The organism is Maribacter sp. UH1 (assembly GCF_056839145.1).
Window position 1 is genome coordinate 2,434,081 of record NZ_CM166387.1, and the last position, 23,663, is coordinate 2,457,743.

A 23,663-nucleotide genomic window follows, 5' to 3' on the forward strand; every position below is an offset into this window, starting at 1 on the left:
GAATATTGCATTACTTAATTTTATTACTCTTAAAATATATATTGGAACTTTCCCCTACAATAAAATGAAATATCGTAAGTCAGATTATATAATTCCCATTTCAATACTTATTCATCTATGTATTATTAATGTAGTCTTGTTTGTTTTAACTCCAGAAACCTATTTGAATTTTTATAATATTGTTTATTATAATTGCAGTTGGTTATTGATTACTTTTTTTTTAAATTTTTATCCAACAGAACGACAAGAATTATTTTTTAGTAGATTTCACAAGATAGTTCAAGTGATATTTGTTTATTTTCTGTCATATTTTGCCTTGTTTTCTTTGAGGGGTGGAATTGTGGATAATAGTGTATATCAGTATTTGGTGTTTACTATTTTATCACTTTGTTTACTATGGTATAGAGTAATATTTTATTGGTTGCGTGGTAAGTATAGATTAGGTGGAGGAAATCAAGTAAAAGTAGTTGTTTTAGGTAGAGATCGTAATTTGAAAAAGATAAGAAAGGTATTCGATAATCCTTCTTTTGGTTATCAGTATAATGGATACTTTTCTGATAAAGAATCAAAAAGTCCCACTTACTTGGGGGAAATAAAAAAATCTTTTGGGTATATTTTAAATAACGATATCGATATAATTTATTGTGTAGCTTCTAACTTTAGTGAAGCAGAATTGCGGAATTTCATGGATTTTGCAGATAATAATTTAATTCGTTTTAAGGTTATACTTAATGATATGGATGTATTTAATCGAGCCATGTCATTAGAGTCCTATAATACTACACCTGTGCTTAACCTAAGAAATGTTCCCTTGGATACACAATATGGTAGAATTACAAAAAGGGCTTTCGATATCGTATTTTCAGGTCTTGTAATATTATTATTGCTGTCATGGTTAACTCCTATATTATATATTTTGATAAAAATTGATTCACCGGGAAATTTTTATTTTAAACAACTTAGGCATGGGTATAAACGACAAACTTTTTGGTGTTATAAATACAGATCTATGACCGTAAATAAAGAATCTGATTCTCAAATGGCTAAAAAAGGCGATATGCGGGTAACCCGTATCGGCAAATTTATAAGAAAGACAAGTTTAGATGAACTTCCTCAATTCATTAATGTTTTTAAGGGTGAAATGAGTGTTGTAGGTCCTCGTCCACATATGGTAGTACATACATCAGATTATGAAAAATCTGTAGACAAATATTTAGTGCGGCACTTTGTAAAGCCAGGTATTACGGGACTGGCCCAAATTAAAGGGTATAGGGGCGAGATTATTAAGTCTTCTGATATAACAAATAGAACACGACTAGATATTTTTTATGTAGAAAAATGGTCTCTTGGGTTGGATTTACAAATTTTATTTTACACAGTTTATAATATCATAAAAGGAGAAGAAAATGCGTATTAGATATTGTAATATTACGTAGTTACCATTTAATAAGCTAATATACCGTCATTGTTGTTCGATTTTATTCAGTAGAGAGAATTTCAAAACTTGGTTTAAGTAGTTTTTAATGAAATAAAAAAATGGACTAGTTACAGAAAAAAGAATATCAAAGTTATATTCGATTAAGAACTTTATAATAATGATAAAAAAACGCTTTAAATTCGTTGATTGCGTTTATTAAAAAAGCAATTTTAAAATGAATAAGGAAAATTACGATATGTATTTTGAAGAGCCTGAAGGTGTTGCATTTAGGTCAATTTTAGACCGTTATATAAAATATTGGACTTGGTTTGCAGCATGTGCAGCGATTTCTATATTTTTTGGTATTATTTATTTAAGCTTTAAAAAGTCTACTTATAAAGCAGTCGCTACCATTATTATAGCAGATGAAAAAAGTAAAGGACCTTCTGCTGGATCTGGTTTTGCAGATTTATCGTTATTGAGTGGTATAGCAACGAGTAGTATTGAAAATGAACTAGGTCTATTACGTTCAAAAAGATTGATGCATAATGCTGTAAAGGCATTAAACCTAAATGTTAAGTATACTGAAGATAGCGGTTTTTTTAAAGAGGAATATTATAAAAATAGTCCGTACGTTATTAGAACTGCTTTTTTAGATAATGATTTGTTGAGTAAAGCAGTTAAAGAAGAAGTAAATGCTTTTACTATAAAGTATTTAAATGAGAAAGAAGTAGAAGTAGTAATTGAAAATAGTGATACGGCGATTATAAGCAAAATAGGTGAAATAGTAGACCTTGAGTATATTAAGTTTTTTGTGGAACCTAATGATAAGATGAGTTTTAGGGTTGATGATAATGGAGAATTTAAAAATGTAAAGGTTTTTATCTATGGAGTAGAGAGTACCTCTACTTACTTAAGCGATAAATTAAATGTTGGCTTAGTAGATAAAAATTCTACTATGATTCAGTTGGGTTTGGTCGATCAATATGCCCTTAGAGCAAAAGAGGTTTTAGATCAATTGGTTTTTGAATATAATCAAGAAGCTATTGAAGATAAAGATTTAATAGCAAGAAATACAGCTTTTTTTATTGATGATCGTTTGGCAATTATTAATTCTGAATTAGATTCTGTAGAAACTGGAAAGGAAAGATTTAAGGAATCAAATTTGCTAACGGATATAGAGGCTGAATCTCAGCTAATTGTAAAAAATGTTAGTGATTATAATAATGAACAACAACGTATAGGAACTGAACTAGAGTTGACCAATGCCTTGATTAAGCACCTTAGAAATAATAAAACCAGTTTATTGCCAGCGAACATAGGTATAGATGACCCTGGTTTATCTGGGTTAATTGCAGAATTTAACTCTAATGTATTAGAAAGAAATAAATTACTTAAAAGTGCTAGTGAACAAAACCCTTTGGTGGTGGGCTTAAACAATCAAATTAAGCAAATAAGAGATAATGTAATGCAAAGTTTGGTTGGTATGAGGTCAAGCTTGCGAATAAAAAAGAATAATCTAAGTCGACAATCGGGTGTTCTAGCTTCTCAGATTTCTGATGTGCCAGCCCAAGAACGTGCTTATAGAGGAATAGAACGTCAGCAGAATATTAAGGAAGCATTGTATCTGTTTTTACTTCAAAAAAGAGAAGAAAATTCACTTTCTTTAGCGGCAAGTGCACCTAAGGCAAAAATTGTGGATAAAGCTTATACTACGGGTGTTCCAGTTTCACCTAACTCTAAAAACGTAATGTTTGTAGCATTAATTGCAGGTCTTGCACTTCCGTTTTTAACCATTAATGTAATTTCTCTTTTAAATGATAAAATTTTAAGTACAGATGATGTTAAGAAGGAATCTAAAGATTTACTCCTTTTAGGGGAGTTACCACATATTTTACCAAAACAATCATCCGTAATTCTAGCAAATACGCGTTCAATTTTATCTGAATCTTTTAATGTTTTGGCTACGGATGTGCAACATTTTGCTGAAAAAACAAATCCTGAAAAAGAATCGCTTTGTATTTTTGTTACCTCTTCATTGAAAGGAGAGGGGAAAACTTTTACTTCTGTAAATCTTGGTATTACATTGGCTTCTGAAGGAAAAAGGGTTGTTGTTATAGGTGGAGATTTAAGGAATCCGCAATTGCAACGTTATCAAACAAATGCAAACTATAAAAATGGTTTGAGCACTTTTCTTAATAATAGTAGTGTAAGACTACAGGATTATATTCAAAATACTGATTTACATAATAATCTTAAATTTATGTATTCAGGGACGATTCCAAACAATCCAATTCAACTACTAAAGAATTCGAAAGTGCCCTTAATGTTTGAAGAATTAAAAGAGTATTTTGATTATGTTATAGTTGATACTGCGCCAGTATTACAATTAGCAGATACTTTTGTTATCAGTAAATATGCGGATTTAACCTTATATATGTTAAGAGCTTCGGAAACAAAAAAGAGTACCATAGATGCTGTTGAGCAAATGGATAAATCTGGTAAACTTAGAAATGTAGGTTTAGTTCTAAATGACGTAAAACTAAAAGATGCTGCTTATGGTTACGGATATGATTATAGCTCTTAAATATTGAGTATAATCCAGTAATTTAATGTATTAAGATCATTTACAAGTTTTATCAATTTTATTTTTATTATCACTATCTTAATGGGCTTATTAAAAAAATTGTAAATGAAAAAAATAGTTTTGATTACGATTTCGATTCTCTTTACATGCTGTTCAAAGAATGATGAAGAACCTATCAATTATCCTTTAATTAATACATGGAAACAAATTGATATTGTTACTAATGGAACGAGTGGAAAAAATGTTTGTAACCTAAAAAATAGTATAACATTTAAAGACGATAATTCATGGAGTTGGCTTAATCATAATGGAGATAATTGTGAATTAGATTCTCGAGGTGCATATGTAGGTACCTGGGAAGAAAATTCAGAAGATAATTTTGTTTTAATTTCCTTAAACGAATCTTTCGTTTTGAAGAAAGAAAATGATCGAATAGAAATTAAGCAAGTTAAGGATAATCCTACTATTTGGATTTTTAAAAAATAATATCGCCTCAATTTTATGACCCATCTCCAATTTCTATTAACAGAAATCAGAGATGGGTTATCTTTTTTATAAATAGAATTCTTATAAATGAAATGCTTAATTTATTTTTGACCAAAAATAGATATACATGGCCTCAGGTTTTTTTGCAATTTTAGATGATGTAGCAGCACTTTTAGATGATGTAGCGGCAATGAGTAAAATAGCCACTAAGAAGACGGCTGGTATATTAGGTGACGATTTAGCCGTTAATGCAGAAAAAGCCTCTGGGTTTGTCTCTAAAAGAGAATTACCGGTGTTGTGGGCAATTTCTAAAGGCTCTTTATTAAATAAAATCATCATTTTACCTATTGCCTTTTTGTTAAGTGCTTTTTTGCCTTGGGCGGTAACGGTAATTTTAATACTCGGTGGTATTTATTTAGCTTTTGAGGGGGCGGAGAAAATATATGAATTCTTTGTACCGCACGAACACGAACATATTGCTGCAGATACAAAACCAATGACCAAAGAAGAAATTCTGGCATTGGAAAAGACAAAAGTAAAGTCTGCCATAGTAACCGATTTTATATTGTCCATTGAAATTGTCATCATTGCGTTAGGTGCAGTTATAAATGAGCCTTTGGTCACTCAAATAGCTGTGGTTTCAGTAGTCGCATTAATTGCAACGGTTGGTGTTTATGGTATTGTAGCGCTAATTGTACGTATGGATGAATTTGGTACTAGCCTTATTAATCTTAATGAAGAGGAAAATAGTATTTCTGATAGTATTGGCCACTTCTTTGTAAATGCTTTACCAAAGGTAATAAAGGCATTGTCTGTTATAGGAACGCTTGCGCTTTTATTGGTGTCAGGAGGTATTTTTGTGCATAATATTGACTTTATGCATCATATTTTACCCAATGTGCCCAGTATCATAGTTGAATTCTTAGCCGGACTATTAGTAGGTTTTATAGCTTTTTTACTTTTTGAAACTGCTAAGAAGCTTTTTAAAAAGTAAATAAATTTTAATTGGTTCCTGTTAATAGGCTTTGGCCTCTCCTTTTATAGCGTTGTAGATGGTCAAAAATACTATTTTAGCATCTAAACCTAATGACCATTTTTCCATGTAAAAAATGTCATAACGAACCCTATTTACAATATCGGCTCTTTCTACAATTTCCCCCCTACAACCTTGTATTTGTGCTAAACCGGTAATACCGGGCTTTAAGAAATGGCGAACTAAATATTTATCTACGGAGCTTTCATATTCTTGGGTGTGTATAACCATGTGCGGCCTTGGTCCAACTACGCTCATATCTCCCATTAAAACATTAAAAAATTGCGGTAGCTCATCTATGCTGGTCTTTCTTAAAATTTTGCCCAATTTTGTAATTCGTACATCATTCTTAGTTGCCATTTTAGTATCGCTGGTAGTACTTTGGGTCATAGACCTAAATTTGTAACACCAAAAAATCTCTCTATTGACCCCGTGTCGTTGTTGTTTAAAGAACAAAGGACCTTTTGATTCAATTTTCATAAAAATATATACTATTGGTGTTAGCCATGACAATACAAATACAATTGCAAAGCTTGCTACTAGAATATCGAAAATTCGTTTTATTAAATTGGAATAATCTAAATCTAATGGAGAGGCCCTTAAGTTCAAAATAGGAACAGCTCCATATAATTCTAATGACATGGCTCTAGAAAAGAGCTCTTTATTATCTGGAATGATCTTTATTCTTTTAAGACTATTATCGGCAATTTTCATTACATATTGTATTTCAGCCTTTGATAATTTAGAGGCCATACAGTATACTTCTTCTACATTATTCTCAAAAATATAATTGAAAGAGCTTTCTATATCTCCTAAACATGTAGGGTGATTTGATTTTACATTATCAAAATAACCCATGTACCGATATCCGTATTCTGGGTTGTCAAAAATACGTCTTAGTTTTTGAAGGTTTTTATCTTTTCCGATTACTACAACTCTTGTACTGTTGAATCCTTTTGTTCTGTATAATTTTTTTGCCCAATAGAATAATACCCTGAACAACGTTAATTGAAAGCAGATTAGTACATATACCAATGATAGATATATAGGGGTATACGAATTCATACCTAAAAATACAAATGAGGTAAAATAGACTAAGCCATAGATGACAAACAATACAACGAAAGTTTTAAGATTTGTCATAAAACCATCTCTTCTGGCCGTAGGGTAGAAGTTTAAGCTATACGTAGTTATGAGCCATGTAAGATTATAATAAAGTATGCTGTAACCATTAAAATAGGTATCTGGTATGAATGCATATAGCGTTATATTTATTAACAATATATGCACCACAAATGATAATGGTATAATAAAATTCGATTTCTTCATTTAAGCTTTTAGTAATGGTTGGTCAAAGAGCTAATGATAGGTTATTAATGTTGACCGATAGCTTAACAGCTGCCGGTCAACGTTAAATTTGAGTTTGATAGAAATCTGTAGGTAAATAAACAATTAATTCTTAGCGGTATACCAAGAATATACTTGTTCTATTCCTTGTGATAATGAAACGGTATGTTTCCATCCAAGGTCATGTAATTTTGAGGGATCTGTTAATTTCTTTAAAGTACCATCTGGTTTTTCGGTATTAAAATATAATTCACCTTTAAAATTGATTTTCTGCTGTATGAGTTCAGCTAAATCTTTTATGGTAATATCTACACCAGTACCTATATTAATATGTGTATTACGTACTTCTTTGGTGTCTTGTGAATAACAATCTTTAAAATCTCGTTGTTCCATTAAGAAAACACAGGCATCTGCCATGTCTTCGCTCCAAAGAAACTCGCGCATTGGTTTACCTGAACCCCATATTTCTAGGTAAATGGTATCATCTTTTCTTTTTATACCATACTTTTCTAAAATGGTAAGTATTTCTTTTTCAGATGAATTTCCATTTACTCCTTCAATAGGCAATGCATTTAAATCTTCAGCAATTGTATTCCAATCATTATTTTCTAAAGCCTTGCCTAGGTGCATTTTTCTAATTAATGCTGGTAATACATGTGATTTCTCTAAATCGAAATTATCATTAGGCCCATACAGATTGGTAGGCATCACAGAAATGAAGTTTGTGCCATACTGTAAATTGTAACTCTCGCACATTTTTATACCTGCTATTTTAGCAATGGCATAAGGTTCATTTGTATATTCCAAAACATCGGTCAACAAGTAATCTTCTTTCATAGGTTGCGGACAATTCTTAGGATAAATACAAGTACTACCTAAAAACAGCAATTTTTGCACACCATGCAGATAACTTTGATGTATGACATTATTTTGAATCATTAGATTCTCATAAATGAAATCTGCTCTATACGTGTTATTCGCAACAATACCGCCAACTTTGGCAGCAGCAAGAATAACATAAGATGGTTTTTCATTTTGAAAGAACTCAGCAACCTTGTTGGCATTAGTCAAGTCTAGCTCCTTGTGCGTTCGGTAAACTAAATTCGAATACCCTCTACTTTCAAGGTTTTTGACTATGGCACTACCAACAAGACCTCTGTGACCTGCTATATATATTTTAGCTTCTTTATTTAACATTGGATGTTATTTACCTACTATTAGCAAATTGTAAAGTTTGTTATTCAAAATAATTAAAAGTCACATAACCACCTTTTTTCAGGTATTGATCCTTTTGCATTAATTTTAAATCATGAGTCATCATGTCTTTTACCAATCCTTGTAAGTCATATTCAGGAATCCAGCCTAATTTTGTATTTGCTTTTGTTGCATCACCAATTAATAGCTCAACTTCTGTTGGTCTAAAATATTTGGGATCAACCGCAAGAACTTCTTTGCCTATTTCTACCTGTATATCTGGGTTAGAACAAGATTTTACATATCCTTTTTCATCTACACCCTCACCTTTGAATTCTAATTCAATGCCCATTTCAGCGAAAGCCATTCTTACAAACTCACGAACAGGCGTGGTTTTACCAGTTGCAATTACCCAGTCTTCTGCTTCATCAGCCTGAAGAATCATCCACATCATACGAACATAATCTTTAGCATGCCCCCAATCTCGTTGTGCATCTAAATTACCCAAGTAGATTTTATCTTGTAAGCCTAAACCAATTCTTGCTGCTGCTCTTGTGATTTTTCTTGTAACAAAAGTTTCTCCTCTAATTGGTGATTCATGGTTGAAGAGAATACCGTTACAAGCAAACATATTATATGCTTCTCTATAGTTAACCGTGATCCAGAAAGCATACATTTTTGCTACTGCATATGGGCTACGTGGGTAGAAAGGAGTAGTCTCTGATTGCGGTACTTCTTGTACTTTTCCGTATAATTCTGAAGTAGATGCTTGATAAATACGTGTTTTTTTCTCAAGACCTAACAAACGAACTGCATCTAAAATTCTAAGTGTACCTAAACCATCGGCATTACCAGTATATTCAGGAACTTCAAAAGATACATGAACATGGCTCATTGCCGCTAAATTATAAATCTCATCTGGTTGAATTTCTTGTATTAATCTAATAAGATTAGTACTATCTGTCATATCACCATAGTGAAGTACAAAATTTCTATTCTCAATATGTGGGTCTTGATAAAGATGATCAATTCTGTCGGTATTAAACAAAGATGCTCTTCTTTTAAGACCGTGTACTTGATATCCCTTTTTTAATAAAAATTCGCTTAAATAAGCGCCGTCTTGACCTGTGACTCCAGTGATTAATGCTACTTTCATACTATTGTAAAATGGATTTATAATGTTTTATTGTTTAATAATTATCTAAATGCTTTATATAGAAGTTAAATAATTGTAATGTAAAAAATCTATTTAAATTTAATGTTTCCGCCAAACAATGCACTATTATATTTGTGTTTTGTTCTATTGATAAATTATTTAAACGGTTTAAATAAGTATGGGGAATCATTCTTTAAAGTTATTATAACTAGTTTTTAAAAGTAAAAGTATGTTTTACCACTACCTAGATTATAAAATTTAAGTAATTAGAAGTCAGTATAAATATTAATACTATTAATAGGGGGACTAACTTTGGTTAATGGTTGTGAGACAAATTTAGAATATTATTTGAGTATTCTACTTCAAAAAAATCAAACCTTAGGCCAACTATTGATTTATTCGATAAACTGTGTTTTCAATTACCTTGGATTATGGTAATGTGTAAAATTAGAAGTTAGATTGCATATCATACTTATGATTTAGAAGCTGTTTTGTTATGGTATTGTGTGTGATTATTAATATTTTAAAAGATTAGATGTTATTAGGTAAAGTTTGTGTCAATAGACTTTTAAACGTGTTGTAGCCTTTGTCCTACTTGACTTCGTAGTAATTATCAAATGTTACCTTGGAACTAGATACTTAGTTAATTTGCCTCCAAAACTATTCCATTTTAACTGCTTAACATGCAGTGAAATATTCAATATCTCTAGCTTTTACTAAGCAGGTCTTGGAATGCATGAACAAGCCTTATGTATTTGTCAATTTGCATTAAATTATGTTAAATTTTAGTAAAATTCACACAAATGTAGTGCGGTTATTAATATTTAGCTTAAGTTTATTTCATCAAAATTTAAAATCCGTCTTAATTATCTTAGAAATAGATTTTGGTTTTGATTTAAAATTTTTATTGTTTTTCCCCGTTATTTTATCAACTTAAACCACCATATGATGATATCTAACATTTTAAGCGGGAGACTAACATCTTCTTATCAGAAGAAAAAGTTGGTTTCTCTAGAAAATTGCTACATGCACCTTAAGCCATATTTTAGCTTAAAGAAAAGTGTAAAGAGTAACGACACCGATAATGTATTGGTTCGTGAAAGATCTAAGAGTGCAAAAGTTCAAGATGCATTCAATTCCATTGAGCAAAATCAAATTTTGTATGCCAAAATCATGACTGAAAGGTTGTTGAAAGTTTAGGCTGTTAAAAGTGGAGAATGTTTTCTTTGTGAAAGTGTTTTCTGTTTTAAGTAAGTAGTGCTCAATGAGTATAAATAGGAAAGTGTGCTAATGAATTTTAAAATTTATTAGCACACTTTTTGTGTTTTAAAACTCAATGTAGCTTCTAATAGTGCTATCGCTTTCAATGTATTATTGAGTGTACATAGTTTTAATAACCCTAGTCATATTTCGGTTTTTTCTTCCAATTTAAACACACATCTAGTATTCACTACACATCAGCGAAACTAAATTATTAATCTATAGATTAATAATATATTTATCGCACAATGTTATAATTGTAAATAGTAATCACAGCCATAATGCTATTAATTTAATAAGCTCTAGAGCTTTTGTTTATTTTACTGAAATAGTAAATACCTGATTAAAAAGGACTAAAGAATTTTTAAATTATAAGACCTTTGTGACTGTTGGTTCCCCTAAATTTTGAATTGCAACAACCTATATTATTAAACAATCTTGGAAGTACTGACACATTTTAACCCTTTTGAAGGTCCAGAGATAAAACATATTTTGCACACTACAGATGCGCAAGAAGAGATTTGGTATTCTTGTTATTTTGGAGGCGACGATGCAAATAAAGCGTATAACCTCTCATTAACCATTGAATTTGAAGGTAATTTGGATATTACCGCATTGCAATGGTCTGTTGACATGCTTATTAGTAGGCATGAGTCTTTACGCTCTGTATTTAGTCCTGATGGAAAATTTATTAATGTCTTTTCTTCCATCATCGCCAATATTGATTTACAGGATTATGCTGGTTTGTCTGCTCAAGATAAAGAAGTGGCAATAAAAGAATTTACAAAAAATGATATTGGCAGGGCGTTTGATCTAACTAAAGAACCATTAATACGATTCACGGTTCTTAGAATAGAAGAATTTATATATCAGTTGATAATGACCACGCATCATATTGTTTGTGACGGTTGGTCTTTAGGTATTATCATGCAAGAATTGGGTGCATTGTATTCTGCAAAGGTTAAAAATATACCTCATAACCTTCCTGATGCTGTACCATATACTGAATATGTAGCGGATCAAAATGAAATAAAGATAAGTCCCGAATACAATCAAACGGAAAAATACTGGTTGAAGGTCTTTCAGAACGATATTCCTAAAACTAATCTTCCTATAGATTTCAAACAAATAACAAAAAGAACCTATAACGGTGCTCGAATTAATCAATTGTTAGATAAAAATCTAGTAAAAGATATAAAGCAAACCGGTATAAAAGGAAATACTAGTTTGGTACTTACATTAATGGCGGCTTTTGAGTTATTGCTTTATAAAACTACACACAAGGATAGTATTGTACTTGGCTTACCGGTTGCAGGACAGTCATCTATGGGAGCTAAACATTTAGTTGGGCATTGTGTGAAACTGCTACCAATGAAAAGTGATTTTGATGGCAATGATAGTTTTATAGATTATCTGAAGAAAAGAAAATCAGCCAATTTTGATGCATTCGAGAATCAAGAACTGTCATTTGGTAGTTTATTGAAGAAACTTAATATTCCAAGAATACCTGGTAGAGTACCTTTAGTGCCGGTAGTTTTTAATGTGGATATGGATTTGGACGATGGTGTTACTTTTGAAGGACTATCTTACCAATATCATAGTAATGAACGTGAACATGAAACATTTGAGCTATTCTTGAATGCTACAGGTTCAAAAGATAATATAGTGCTTGAATGGTCTTACAATACCGACTTGTTCAAAGAAAGTACGATACTTGAAATGGGCGAAACTTTTACTGCTATTTTAAGTAAACTAATTAAGCGCCCGGATGTTAAGTTGTCTGAAATACTAGACCTAACTAATGAAGAAAGTATTGTAAAGGGTGCTGTCTTGGAATATCCGAAAACTACACTTCATGAGTTGTTGTATGAACAGGCTACAAGTACGCCAACGGCAATTGCTTTAGAGTTTAAAAATGAGAAGTTAACCTATGCAGCCTTACAGCGTAAAATTAATAGTACCGCTGTTTACTTATGGGAGAAAGGTATAAGAACAGGGGATACAGTTGCTATTTCACTAGAAAGATCACCTGATTTAATTGCAACACTATTTGCAATTCTTCAATGTGGAGCTAGATATGTGCCAATAGATACCGGCTATCCTGATAATCGTACTTTATTGATGATTTCAGATGCTGAATCTACTTTCTTTATTTGTGATAAGTCTAAGCAAGGTTTAGAGCATGGAGCACAAACGATTTTCATTGAAGATATACGAGTCAAAGCAAATGAAACCAGTGAAACTATAATTGATGTAAATGTAGCTTCTGATGCAGGAGCTTACATTATATATACTTCTGGATCTACAGGAAAGCCAAAAGGAGTACAGGTTACGCATAGTAATGTGATCAACCTTCTATATTCCATGGGCAATGAACCCGGTATTACACAAAACGATAAAATATTTGCCACCACCACTATCTCTTTTGATGCCATGGTGATGGAAATTTTCTTGCCATTGGTTCATGGTGCCAGTGTGGTTTTGGTAGACGAGGAAACAAGAAAAGATGGCCATCTTTTATTACAAAAAGCCATTGAAGATGAGATTACCGTAATTTGGGGAACACCAACAATTTGGCAAATTTTATTAGATTCTGGTTGGAAAAAACCATTGCATATTAAAGCACTCATTGGTGGAGAACCGGTTACTAAAGCACTTTCATTAAAACTACTTGAAAAGTGTGATGAAGTATGGAATATTTATGGGCCTACAGAAACCACGGTTTGTTGTATACTCACAAAAATTTCTGAACAAGATAATCCAATTACTATAGGTAAGCCTGTGGCTAATACTGATATCTATATTCTAGATACTAAAGGTAATCCTGTAAGAATAGGTGAGGTTGGTGAAATAGCTATTGGCGGTGACGGAGTAACAAACGGATATTTGGGTCAGGTAGCATTGACCAATGAACGTTTTGTAAATAATACATTCCAAACCGGGGCTAGTTCCAAGATGTATTTGTCTGGCGATATAGGTAAACTTTTACCTAATGGTCAAATTGAATGTTTAGGTCGTAAAGATGGTCAAGTAAAAGTTCGCGGACATAGAATTGAATTGGGTGAAATTGAGTATTCTTTAAATAAATTAAAAGGAATTCAATCAGCGGCCACTGATGTCAGAAACAACGGGTTAAAGGCATATGTAGTTTATGAAGGTCAAGATTGGGATCATGATGTTACGCTTTGGAAAAATCAATTAGCGACAGAATTACCGGTTTTTATGTTGCCTCATGATTATATTAAAATAGATGAATTACCAGTTACCTTAAATGGTAAATTAGATAGAAAAAGTCTGCCAGAAGACACCAATTTGGTTACGAATAAAGTTGAGGCCATTCAACCGTTCACGAAAGCTGAAAAACTAGTTGCAGATGTTTGGAAAGAATGTTTGTTTTTAGATACTATCAATTTAAATGATGATTTCTTTGAGTTGGGTGGGCATTCATTGATTGCGGCCAAAGTAATGACAAGGCTAGAAGAGAAGTCTGGTCAAAGATTGCCATTATCTTCCTTATTTGAATATTCAACGGTAAAAAACCTGGCAAGCTTATTAAAAATTGAAGAGCATTCCGTAACCTGGGATTCATTGGTGCCAATTCAACCTAACGGTTCTAAAACACCATTATTTATTGTTCATGGTGCAGGGTTAAATGTTCTTGCCTTTAAAACCTTAAAAGATCATATGGATCCTGATCAGCCCATTTATGCTTTTCAGGCTAAAGGTTTAGATGGTAAAGAAGATTTATTGACTTCTGTAGAAGAGATAGCAGCGCATTATAATGAAGCACTTTTGGCAACACAGCCAAAAGGACCATATAAATTGGCGGGTTATTCATCCGGAGGTATTATCGCCTATGAAATGGCAAAACAATTAATGGCAAAAGGAGAAGAGATTTCTGCTCTAGCACTTTTAGACACCTATGCATACGCCCATTATGGTAAAAGTACTACTTTGGGTAAAAAGTTGGCTTACGGTAATTATTTAGCCAATAAGACTTTACATGTTTTAAGACAATTGTCTAGTGTAGAAGGATTTAAATATAGAGTTGGAGTTACCAAAGCTAATTTGAAGAAATTGTACTTAAGATTTAAGAAAGATAAAACTGCAGAAGCAAAAACAGAATATGATTGGGAGTATGAAAACCGAATTGTTGCTCATAATAAGGTAGTAGATAGCTATCATTTAAAACCATTGCCCATCAAAGTCGATTTGTTTAGAATTGAAGATGTTATTGATTACACGCATGATAGCGTACATCTGGGTTGGAAATCTTTTGCGGAAAAAGGAATTGAGCTACATTATGTACCAGGAAATCACCTAAGTATGTTTTATTCACCTAATGATAAGGTTTTATCAGCATCATTACAGAAAGTGCTTGATAATAATTAAAGTTGATCAGAACTGCTTTAGTTAACTGATGGTAGAGACTAAAATTTCTTTTTCGCTATAATTGTCAGCACCCATATAGCTTAAGTAGTGCTCTATACTGCTGTCTTTTTTAGAGTGATGCCATAAATTAAAGCCTGCATTTTTGAAGAGTAATTTGTAGTTGTGGGAAAAGGACCTTTCATAACCATAAGGTTCTGAATGCTTATTGACATCTAAATCATGATGAACACCGTTGGGCTCAATAGCGATGAAAATGGTAGTCCCTAAACGATTCACCTGCTGTAGAAAGTCTTGTAGTCTACTTTCGGTAAAGTACTCTAGAACTCCTCTAGACGTAACAAAAATCATATTTTTATTAGCATAGGTATTCACCCAATCAAAACCATCACTAACAACAAATTCTAGTTTATTATTATTATTAATGTATTTCTTTTTGTTTTGTAAAATTTGATTCTGACTTAAGTCGATTCCAACAAATCGATTAATTTCTAGAAACTGCTCGCTTAGGTAATTCAAAACTTTTCCGTTTCCGGTTCCTATCTCAACAATTGTATTAAAGTCATGGCTTTCTCCAGATAATTTTTCTTGTAGCAATTCAAAAATAAAGGTACATTCTGGTAAGAATTTGTTTTCAAAAGAATCTGATGTTCCAGAAAAGAACTTATCTCCTTGGTTTTCCCAATAAGCTTTATGAAATGCGGACAAGGTTTTGTAATCCGCATTTATTTCGGCTTTTCTCAAGAGAGATTTACGAATAAAAAGTTCAGTAATAGTAATCTTGCTTTTGTCAGTAATAGTCATACCATTCTTTGCAAATTCTTTTGCTTTCTTAGGCATTAAATAAACAAGAATGTTACCAATTAATATTACAATCTTTTCTTTCATTTTAAGTGAGGAAGCTTTTTTATATAAAAGTAGTCGAATAGTATTAATGTTAATTACCGTTAATCATAAAAATCATTCAATTTATCTACCTCGATAACGTTAACTAATATTAGTATCGAGGAACGTATTTTTTTGTTCGATGAAATTTTATAGGTTGAAAATATTAATTCAGTGTAATATCTTTAATTTTAAAATTTAAAACATTGAATATCAATTAATTATGAAAAATGTTTTTAAAATATCATCGTAGATACGGTATGTTTGCATCAAGTTTATATTTATGTTTTGCTAATTTTACTGATACAATTAGTCTTGAAATTGACTAATTATTACCCAAAAGTAGTTTTGAATAACTTGGAAATTAATACAAATCGATTTGTTTTTAGCCCAATAAGCTATTACAGAAATGTGTTTTATAAGTGTTCTAAGAATTTACAACTCCAGTTTTTAACCTACGAAGTCATTAATTATATCGTATTTAGATATGAAAGCTAAAAATGAAGGTGCTAATTCCAATACTGCAAAAGCGTATTGGAATAATTTATTATCAGATGATATTAAATTGTTGGACCTGCCTAATAGAAAAATATCATTAAGGAATAGTGCAAGTAAAGGATCTTTACTACGTACCTATTTTTCAAATGAAACAACGAGCAATATTCGTTCGTATGTTTCTGCCCCAGATAGTTTGGAGAGTTTCTTAGTGGCATCTCTTGCTGTCTTATTACATAGATATACAAGTCAAACAGATATAGCCTTTGGGTTAATTATCAATAATAATGAGCGTTTAGGTATAAATAATAACGTATCACTTTTTAGAAATACAATAGAATCTTCAGACAATTTTAATTCAGTTTGTAACAGTACGGAAAGGAGATTGTCCTTGAACTTTGAAAATTACTATGCAACCAATGATTTTTTGAATGATTTTGATGTAATACAAAGCAACGGTCAAAATTCATTGTTAGATGTTGTACTTTCTATAGATACCTTGGGTATAGAAGATAAGAATTCAAATAAAACAGAGCGTACGGATGAGACTATTCAATTTGTAGGTGAAGTTGATTGTGATGCCAACCTTAAATTCTTACTTGAAGTTGATGACGAGCAAATAAAGTTCGATGTCATTTATAATGAAGAGGCATTTGAAAGATCTCTAATTGAGCCATTAATAATTCACTATAAAAATATTATAGCTAGTTTAATTGAACAACCGATGCTAGAAATTGGAAAACTTGATTTCCTTTCCGCAAAAGAACGTTCTACCTTATTAAATACATTCAATAAAACTGCTGTAAACTACCCAAGAGAGAAAACTATTGTTGATCTTATAAATGAACAGGCTTCTAAAACCCCTGATAATATTGCCGTAGTTTATGAAGGTGCTAGTTTAACATATGATGAGCTTCATAGGCTATCGAATCAATTTGCCGACTATCTTATAAAAAAACATGGTGCCTCCAAAGGTGATTTTGCTTGTTTAATACTAGAACGTAGCGAATGGTTGATTATAAGTATGTTGGGTATTATGAAGGCTGGGGCAGTATATGTTCCTGTTGATCCTAATTACCCTGTTGAGCGTATCGATTACATAAAGGAAGATAGTAATTGCCATTTTACGGTTGATGCTGCGGCAATTGAAGATTTTAAAAATACGGTTAGTGAATATGCTACTGAAGATATTAAGAACAATGAATTAACACCAGACGATTTAATTTATATTATTTATACTTCTGGTACCACTGGTAAGCCAAAAGGTGTACAATTAGAGCATAGAAATATTGTTAGTTTATTCGTAAACGATGAACCGTTCTATGATTTTAACGAAACCGATGTTTGGACTATGTTCCATTCCTATTGTTTCGATTTCTCGGTATGGGAAATGTATGGGGCATTGTTATTTGGAGGTAAATTGGTGATTCCTTCAAAAGAGGTGATTAAAGATCCTTACGAATTCATGTCTTTGGTAATTAAGGAAAAGGTGACGATTTTAAACCAAACGCCTTCTTATTTTTTAAATGTTATGGGTAGTTTGCCTACAGGTGATATCGATTTAAATTTACGATATGTCATTTTTGGGGGAGAAGCTTTATTTCCTAAGTATCTAGAAAAATGGTATCGTAAGTTTCCGAATATCAAATTTGTAAATGGGTATGGTATTACAGAAACGACCATCTTTACCACCTTTAATATCATTGATGATGAAGATATTAGAACCAATGTTTCTAATATTGGAAATTGCATATCAACCTTATCTTCTCATGTGGTAAATACCAATAATCAGTTACAACCAATTGGTGTTATTGGTGAATTATGTATTTCTGGTCATGGTTTGGCAAGAGGTTATTTGAACAGACCAGAACTGACTGAACAGAAGTTTATAGATAATCCATTTGAACCTGGAGAGAAAATGTATCGTTCAGGTGATTTGGTAAGAAGACTTGCTGATGGTACGTTAGAATATATTGGTAGAATAGATCACCAAGTTAAAATCCGTGGACACAGAGTTGAATTAGGGGAAATTGAATCTTCTATTGATGCCATTTCGGGTATAAAACGCACTGTGGTCTTACCTAATACAAATGAAGAAGGCGAAGCCAGATTGGTTGCCTATCTTCTGCCTGAAGGTGAAAAACCTGAAATAAGTAGTATAAGAAAAGAACTTGTTGAGAAGCTACCAGAGTTTATGGTACCTACATTTTTTATGTGGGTAGATGAGTTTCCAACAAACTCCAATGGTAAAATAGATAAAGAAAAATTACCGGAACCAAGTTATGTTAGATCAACTTCTGATGTCATATTTAGGAAGCCACGTACCAAGATTGAAAAAGGTCTTGCCAGTATTTGGGAAAAAGAACTAAAGGTATCAGGTATTGGTTTAGATGATAACTTCTTTGAAATGGGAGGTACTTCTATTGTAGCACAAAAGGTAGTCAACGCTATCATGAAAACGCTTCAAGTAAGAATACCGGTAACCAAATTGTATCAACATACTACTATTGCTACGCTTTCAGAATTTATGGAAGGCGATAAGAAAACAACATTGTTTTCTGGTAAACGTAAAGTGAAAAATAAAAACCAGTCTAACGATGTTGCTATTGTTGGTATGGCAGGTCGGTTTCCTGGCGTAAATACCATCGATGAATTCTGGAATGTCTTGAAAAATGGAAAAGAAACCATTTCATTTTTTACGAAAGAAGAATTGGATCAAAGTATACCAGCGTCTTTACGAAATGACCCGTTATATGTTGCTGCAAGAGGTGTTGTGCCGTCTGCAAAAAAGTTTGATGCTCGTTTCTTTGGCTTAACGCCTAAATTGGCAGAAGCTATGGATCCCCAACAACGTCTATTTTTAGAATTGGCGTGGGAAGCTCTTGAAGAATCTGGCCACTTACCGGAACATTATACAGGTAGGGTAGGAGTATATGCTGGTACAGGTACAAATACCTATTATAAAAAGAATGTACTGCCAAATTACGAGGTTGTAGAATCTATTGGACAATTGCAATTAGATACGGTGAACGAAAAAGATTATATAGCTTCAAGAACCGCGTATCAATTAAATTTAAAAGGTCCGGCGGTTAGTGTGCATTCGGCATGTTCTACATCATTATTGGCAATTGCCGAAGCCGTAGAGTCTATACGTAATGGTCATTGTGAAGTTGCCTTGGCGGGTGGTTCTAGTATTACCGCACCTATAAATAGCGGACACCTTTACCAAGAGGGTTCTATGCTCAGTACAGATGGTCATTGTAGGCCGTTTGATTCTCAAGCAAGAGGAACGGTCTTTAGCGATGGAGCCGGAGTAATCGTTTTAAAAGATTTAGAAGAAGCCAAAAATGACGGAGATGTTATTTACGGCGTAGTAAAAGGTGTTGGTATAAATAACGATGGTGGCGGTAAAGGAAGCTTTACGGCACCAAGTGCAGAAGGTCAGGCAAATGCTATTAAAAGTGCCATTGACGATGCCGATATTTCTCCGGATACCATTAGCTATGTAGAAGCACATGGTACAGCGACTCCGTTAGGTGATCCTATAGAAATAGATGGTCTTAATCTGGCTTTTGGTGAACAATCAAAAAAGAATTTTTGTGGTCTAGGTTCCGTAAAGAGCAATATGGGGCATATGACAGCAGCTGCAGGTGTTGCCGGCGTAATAAAAACAATTTTAGCATTTAATCATAAAGTAATACCGCCTTCTTTAGGTTTTGAAAAACCAAATCCTGTAATTGATTTTGACAATAGTCCGTTTTACGTCAACAACAAATTGACAGATTGGAATGTAGAAGGATCACGAAGAGCGGGTGTAAGTTCTTTTGGCGTAGGTGGTACCAATGTTCATGTGGTTTTAGAGGAATATGAAATGGAGGAGAAGCCTTCCAAATTTCAACGTCCTTTGCAACTACTACCTATTTCTGCAAAAACGAATACAAGTTTAGCGGGATTCGAAACCGCATTAAAAAAACATATCGATGCTAAACCAGAATTGAATTTGGCAGATGTTGCTTATACGCTAAGCACTACCAAAGCTAATTTCAACCAGCGTAGATTTATTTTAGCGAGTGATATAAAAGACGCTTCTGCATTGTTGATTGATAGTGATAAAAAAGCTATGCAATCATCAATTGTAAAGAACGTTCCCAGTGAAATCGTATTTCTACTTCCGGGTCAAGGTTCCCAGTATCTAAATATGGGTAAAGATTTATATGATGGGGAAAGCGCTTTTAGAGAAGCTGTAGATGTTTGTGCCGATTTACTGTTAGACACCATAAAAGTAGATATCAGGGAAATCATTTTTCAGGATGCGAATTCTGAAGATGCTCAAAACAAGTTACGAGATACCCGTTACACACAACCTGCTTTATTTACCATAGAATATGCGCTTTCACAATTATGGATGAGCTGGGGAATACAGCCAACTGTATTATGCGGTCATAGCCTTGGGGAATTTGTAGGAGCTCATTTAGCCGGAGTTTTCAGTTTAGAAGATGCCTTGAAATTGGTTTCAATGAGAGGTATTCTGGTAAGCGGACTTCCAAAAGGGAGTATGCTTACTGTGAGGATTGATCAAGAATCCTTAGAAAAAATTCTTCCGAAGACATTATCTATAGCAGCTGTAAACTCAGCAAAACTATGCGTAGTATCTGGTGAAGATGATGAGATAACGAAATTCAGTAAGCTGCTAAAAGAGCAAAGCTTAGCATACCGTTTAATTGCTACCAGTCATGCCTTTCATTCTTCTATGATGGATCCTATTTTAGAGGAATTTGGTGATGTAGTCAAGAATATCAAATTAAACATTCCTGAATTACCAATAGTATCTACCGTTACAGGTACCTGGCTTACGAATGAAGAAGCTGTTGATCCTGTATATTGGACAAACCATTTACGAGATACCGTACTATTTTCAGATGCTATGGATACCATAGTAAAGTTAGAAGACGTTGTATTGTTAGAAGTGGGTCCGGGTAATACGCTTACCACTTTAAGTCGCCAGAATAAGGGCGCAAAAAATATAAAATCTTTGGCTTCATTACCTATCCCTAAAAACGATGAGAATTCTTATCACGGGGTATTAAAAGCTTTAGGTCAATTATGGCTAACTGGTCTTACCATAGATTGGAACGCTTTGTATACAAACCAAGAAAGGCAAAAACTGAGATTACCAACTTATGTTTTTGACCGTAAACCATGCTGGATCGATCCTCTGGTTTCTATCCCAAAAGAAAGAACCCATTTGAATGTCGATCAGCCAATAACTAGAATAAAAGAAAAACCAAAAAGTGCCGCACCAATGAGAAACGTCTCTATTTTAAATAAAATTTCAGAGCTAATTTCAAATTCATACGGAATTGAGCTTGAAGTTGCCGACAAAGACAGTAGCTTTCTAGAATTAGGATTAGATTCTTTAATTCTAACACAAATGGCGATTACATGTAAAAAAGAATTTAAGATTCCGATTACATTTAGACAGCTAAATGAAGATATTAATACGCCTGAGCTTCTAGCAAATTACTTAGATAAGAATTTGCCTGCAGAGTTTATGGCGCCACAACCGGTTGCAGAAGCAGTTCCTCAGCCAGTTGCTGCTGTTAATCCTGTTCAACAAGCTGTTCCTGCTAATTATAATACATCGGCTATCAATCAAACGGCTATTGGCTTAATAGGTGAACAACTTAATTTATTAAGTAGACAGCTTCAATTGTTACAAGGCAATACTCCAGCTCCTGCAACACAAGCAGTTGATGTTCCAAAGCCTGCTCCGGCAAAAGTGGTAAATGGATCGGCTACTTTAGATTCTCGTTCAGAAAAGGAAAAGCTTGAACATAAAAAACCGTTTGGTGCATCACCAAGAATTGAAAAGCAGTCAACGGGATTGGATCAGGCGCAATCGCAATATCTAAAAGAACTTACTGAAAAGTATAATACCAAAACTATTGGTAGTAAAAATTATGCTCAAGACAATAGAGCCAAAATGGCAGATCCTAGGGTAGTATCTGGGTTTAAGCCATTAACAAAAGAATTAGTTTATCCAGTTGTAATTGGCAAATCTTCAGGTAACCGTTTATGGGATATAGATGGAAATGAATATATAGATGCCTTAAATGGATTTGGTTCTTGTTTCTTTGGTTATCAACCAGATTTTATCAAAGAGGCTATGCATAAACAAGTAGATCTTGGTTATGAAGTAGGACCACAACATCCATTAGCAGGTGAGGTTTGTGAACTTTTATGCGAATTTACAGGTCATGATAGAGCTGCCTTGTGTAATACGGGGTCAGAAGCGGTTCTTGGAGCTATGAGAATTGCACGTACAGTTACAGGGCGTTCGCTTATCGTTGCATTTACGGGTGCTTACCATGGTATTAACGATGAGGGTATTGTAAGAGGTTCCCAAAAGAAAAAAACGTTTCCGGCTGCTGCGGGTATTATGCCAGAAGCTGTACAGAATATGTTGATACTTGATTATGGTACAGAAGAAAGTTTACAAATAATAAAGGATAGAGCTCATGAAATTGCAGGTGTGCTTATAGAACCTGTTCAAAGTCGTAGACCAGAGTTTCAGCCAATTGAATTTATAAAGAATGTAAGAGAACTAACTACTAAAGAAGAGATTGCTTTTATTTTCGATGAGGTGATAACCGGTTTTAGAATGCACCCGGGTGGTGCTCAGGCATTATTTGATGTCAAGGCAGATTTAGCTACCTATGGTAAAGTTATGGGTGGCGGAGTTTCCATTGGCGCCATTGTAGGTAAAAAAGAATACATGGATGCCCTTGATGGCGGATTCTGGGAATATGGAGATGATTCGTATCCGGAAGTAGGTGTTACTTATTTTGCTGGTACTTTTGTTCGTCATCCTTTAGCATTGGCTTCTTCAAAGGCAGCCTTACTTCATATGAAAGAACAAGGTCCAAGTCTGCAGGCAAATGTATCTGCTATGACAGAGCGAATGGCTAAAAGCTTGAATGCTACTTTTGCAAAAGACGGACTCCCAATTGAAATCACTTATTTTGGTTCTCTATGGAGATTGAAATTCAAGAAAGACATTCCGTATTCAGAATTACTATTCGTTAGTATGCGTGAAAAAGGTATTCATATTTGGGATGGTTTCCCTTGTTTCTTGACCACTGCTTATACTAGTGATGATGTTGATTTCTTGATGAAAACCTTATTGTCTTCAATAGATGAATTGGTGGCTGTAGGAATCCTTACTAAGCAAGGGGTAAACGGTAATCATGTTGCTAGCTCGCAATCATCTTTTGATAAATTAAATACGCCTCCGGTACCTGGTGCACGTTTAGGTAGAGATGAAAAAGGCCAACCAGCTTGGTACGTGGCAGATGAAAGCCAAGAGAGCGGTTATTTGAAAATTGAAATTTAAAAAATAGATATGATTATTTAG

The 23,663-nt window shown here is 33.3% G+C and carries 11 protein-coding genes; 7 read left to right on the forward strand and 4 right to left on the reverse strand.

The window, feature by feature from the left end; translation table 11 throughout:
* Window positions 1-64 precede the first annotated feature (64 nt).
* From UH1x_RS10660 to UH1x_RS10675, 4 genes are all read left to right on the forward strand, one after another.
* The gene (locus UH1x_RS10660) at window positions 65-1,417 is read left to right on the forward strand and encodes an exopolysaccharide biosynthesis polyprenyl glycosylphosphotransferase (RefSeq protein WP_482621672.1); all 1,353 of its coding nucleotides are present in this window, start codon (window positions 65-67) and stop codon (window positions 1,415-1,417) included.
* 235 nt (window positions 1,418-1,652) lie between these two features.
* A complete protein-coding gene (locus UH1x_RS10665; protein ID WP_482621673.1) occupies window positions 1,653-4,004 on the forward strand; it encodes a GumC family protein in 2,352 nt (783 codons plus the stop codon).
* 105 nt (window positions 4,005-4,109) lie between these two features.
* A complete protein-coding gene (locus tag UH1x_RS10670; protein WP_482621674.1) occupies window positions 4,110-4,490 on the forward strand; it encodes a hypothetical protein in 381 nt (126 codons plus the stop codon).
* Between the two features lie 127 nt (window positions 4,491-4,617).
* Complete coding sequence (locus tag UH1x_RS10675) at window positions 4,618-5,484, forward strand: DUF808 domain-containing protein (protein ID WP_482621675.1); 867 nt, start codon at window positions 4,618-4,620, stop codon at window positions 5,482-5,484.
* A gap of 21 nt (window positions 5,485-5,505) precedes the next feature.
* On the opposite strand, the gene UH1x_RS10680 is transcribed toward UH1x_RS10675, so the two are convergent.
* The 3 genes from UH1x_RS10680 to gmd form a co-directional block, all read right to left on the reverse strand.
* Window positions 5,506-6,852: an exopolysaccharide biosynthesis polyprenyl glycosylphosphotransferase gene (locus UH1x_RS10680; RefSeq protein ID WP_482621676.1), complete on the reverse strand. Its 1,347-nt coding sequence runs from the start codon at window positions 6,850-6,852 to the stop codon at window positions 5,506-5,508.
* A 123-nt stretch (window positions 6,853-6,975) separates the two neighbouring features.
* On the reverse strand, window positions 6,976-8,067 hold the full coding sequence (locus tag UH1x_RS10685; RefSeq protein WP_482621677.1) for a GDP-L-fucose synthase family protein: 1,092 nt from the start codon (window positions 8,065-8,067) through the stop codon (window positions 6,976-6,978).
* A gap of 40 nt (window positions 8,068-8,107) precedes the next feature.
* On the reverse strand, window positions 8,108-9,220 hold the full coding sequence (gene gmd, locus UH1x_RS10690; RefSeq protein WP_482621678.1) for a GDP-mannose 4,6-dehydratase: 1,113 nt from the start codon (window positions 9,218-9,220) through the stop codon (window positions 8,108-8,110).
* Between the two features lie 945 nt (window positions 9,221-10,165).
* Between gmd and UH1x_RS10695 the strand changes: the two genes are divergently transcribed.
* Window positions 10,166-10,420 (forward strand): hypothetical protein, encoded by a 255-nt coding sequence (locus tag UH1x_RS10695; RefSeq protein ID WP_482621679.1) that lies wholly within the window; start codon window positions 10,166-10,168, stop codon window positions 10,418-10,420.
* 498 nt (window positions 10,421-10,918) lie between these two features.
* Entirely contained in the window at window positions 10,919-14,872 is a 3,954-nt protein-coding gene (locus UH1x_RS10700) for a non-ribosomal peptide synthetase (RefSeq protein WP_482621680.1), read from the forward strand.
* 21 nt (window positions 14,873-14,893) lie between these two features.
* On the opposite strand, the gene UH1x_RS10705 is transcribed toward UH1x_RS10700, so the two are convergent.
* On the reverse strand, window positions 14,894-15,757 hold the full coding sequence (locus UH1x_RS10705) for a class I SAM-dependent methyltransferase (protein ID WP_482621681.1): 864 nt from the start codon (window positions 15,755-15,757) through the stop codon (window positions 14,894-14,896).
* Between the two features lie 484 nt (window positions 15,758-16,241).
* Here UH1x_RS10705 and UH1x_RS10710 point away from each other — a divergent pair, with 484 nt between their 5' ends.
* Window positions 16,242-23,642, forward strand: a complete 7,401-nt coding sequence (locus tag UH1x_RS10710) for an amino acid adenylation domain-containing protein (protein WP_482621682.1) — start codon at window positions 16,242-16,244, stop codon at window positions 23,640-23,642.
* The last annotated feature ends 21 nt before the right edge of the window (window positions 23,643-23,663 follow it).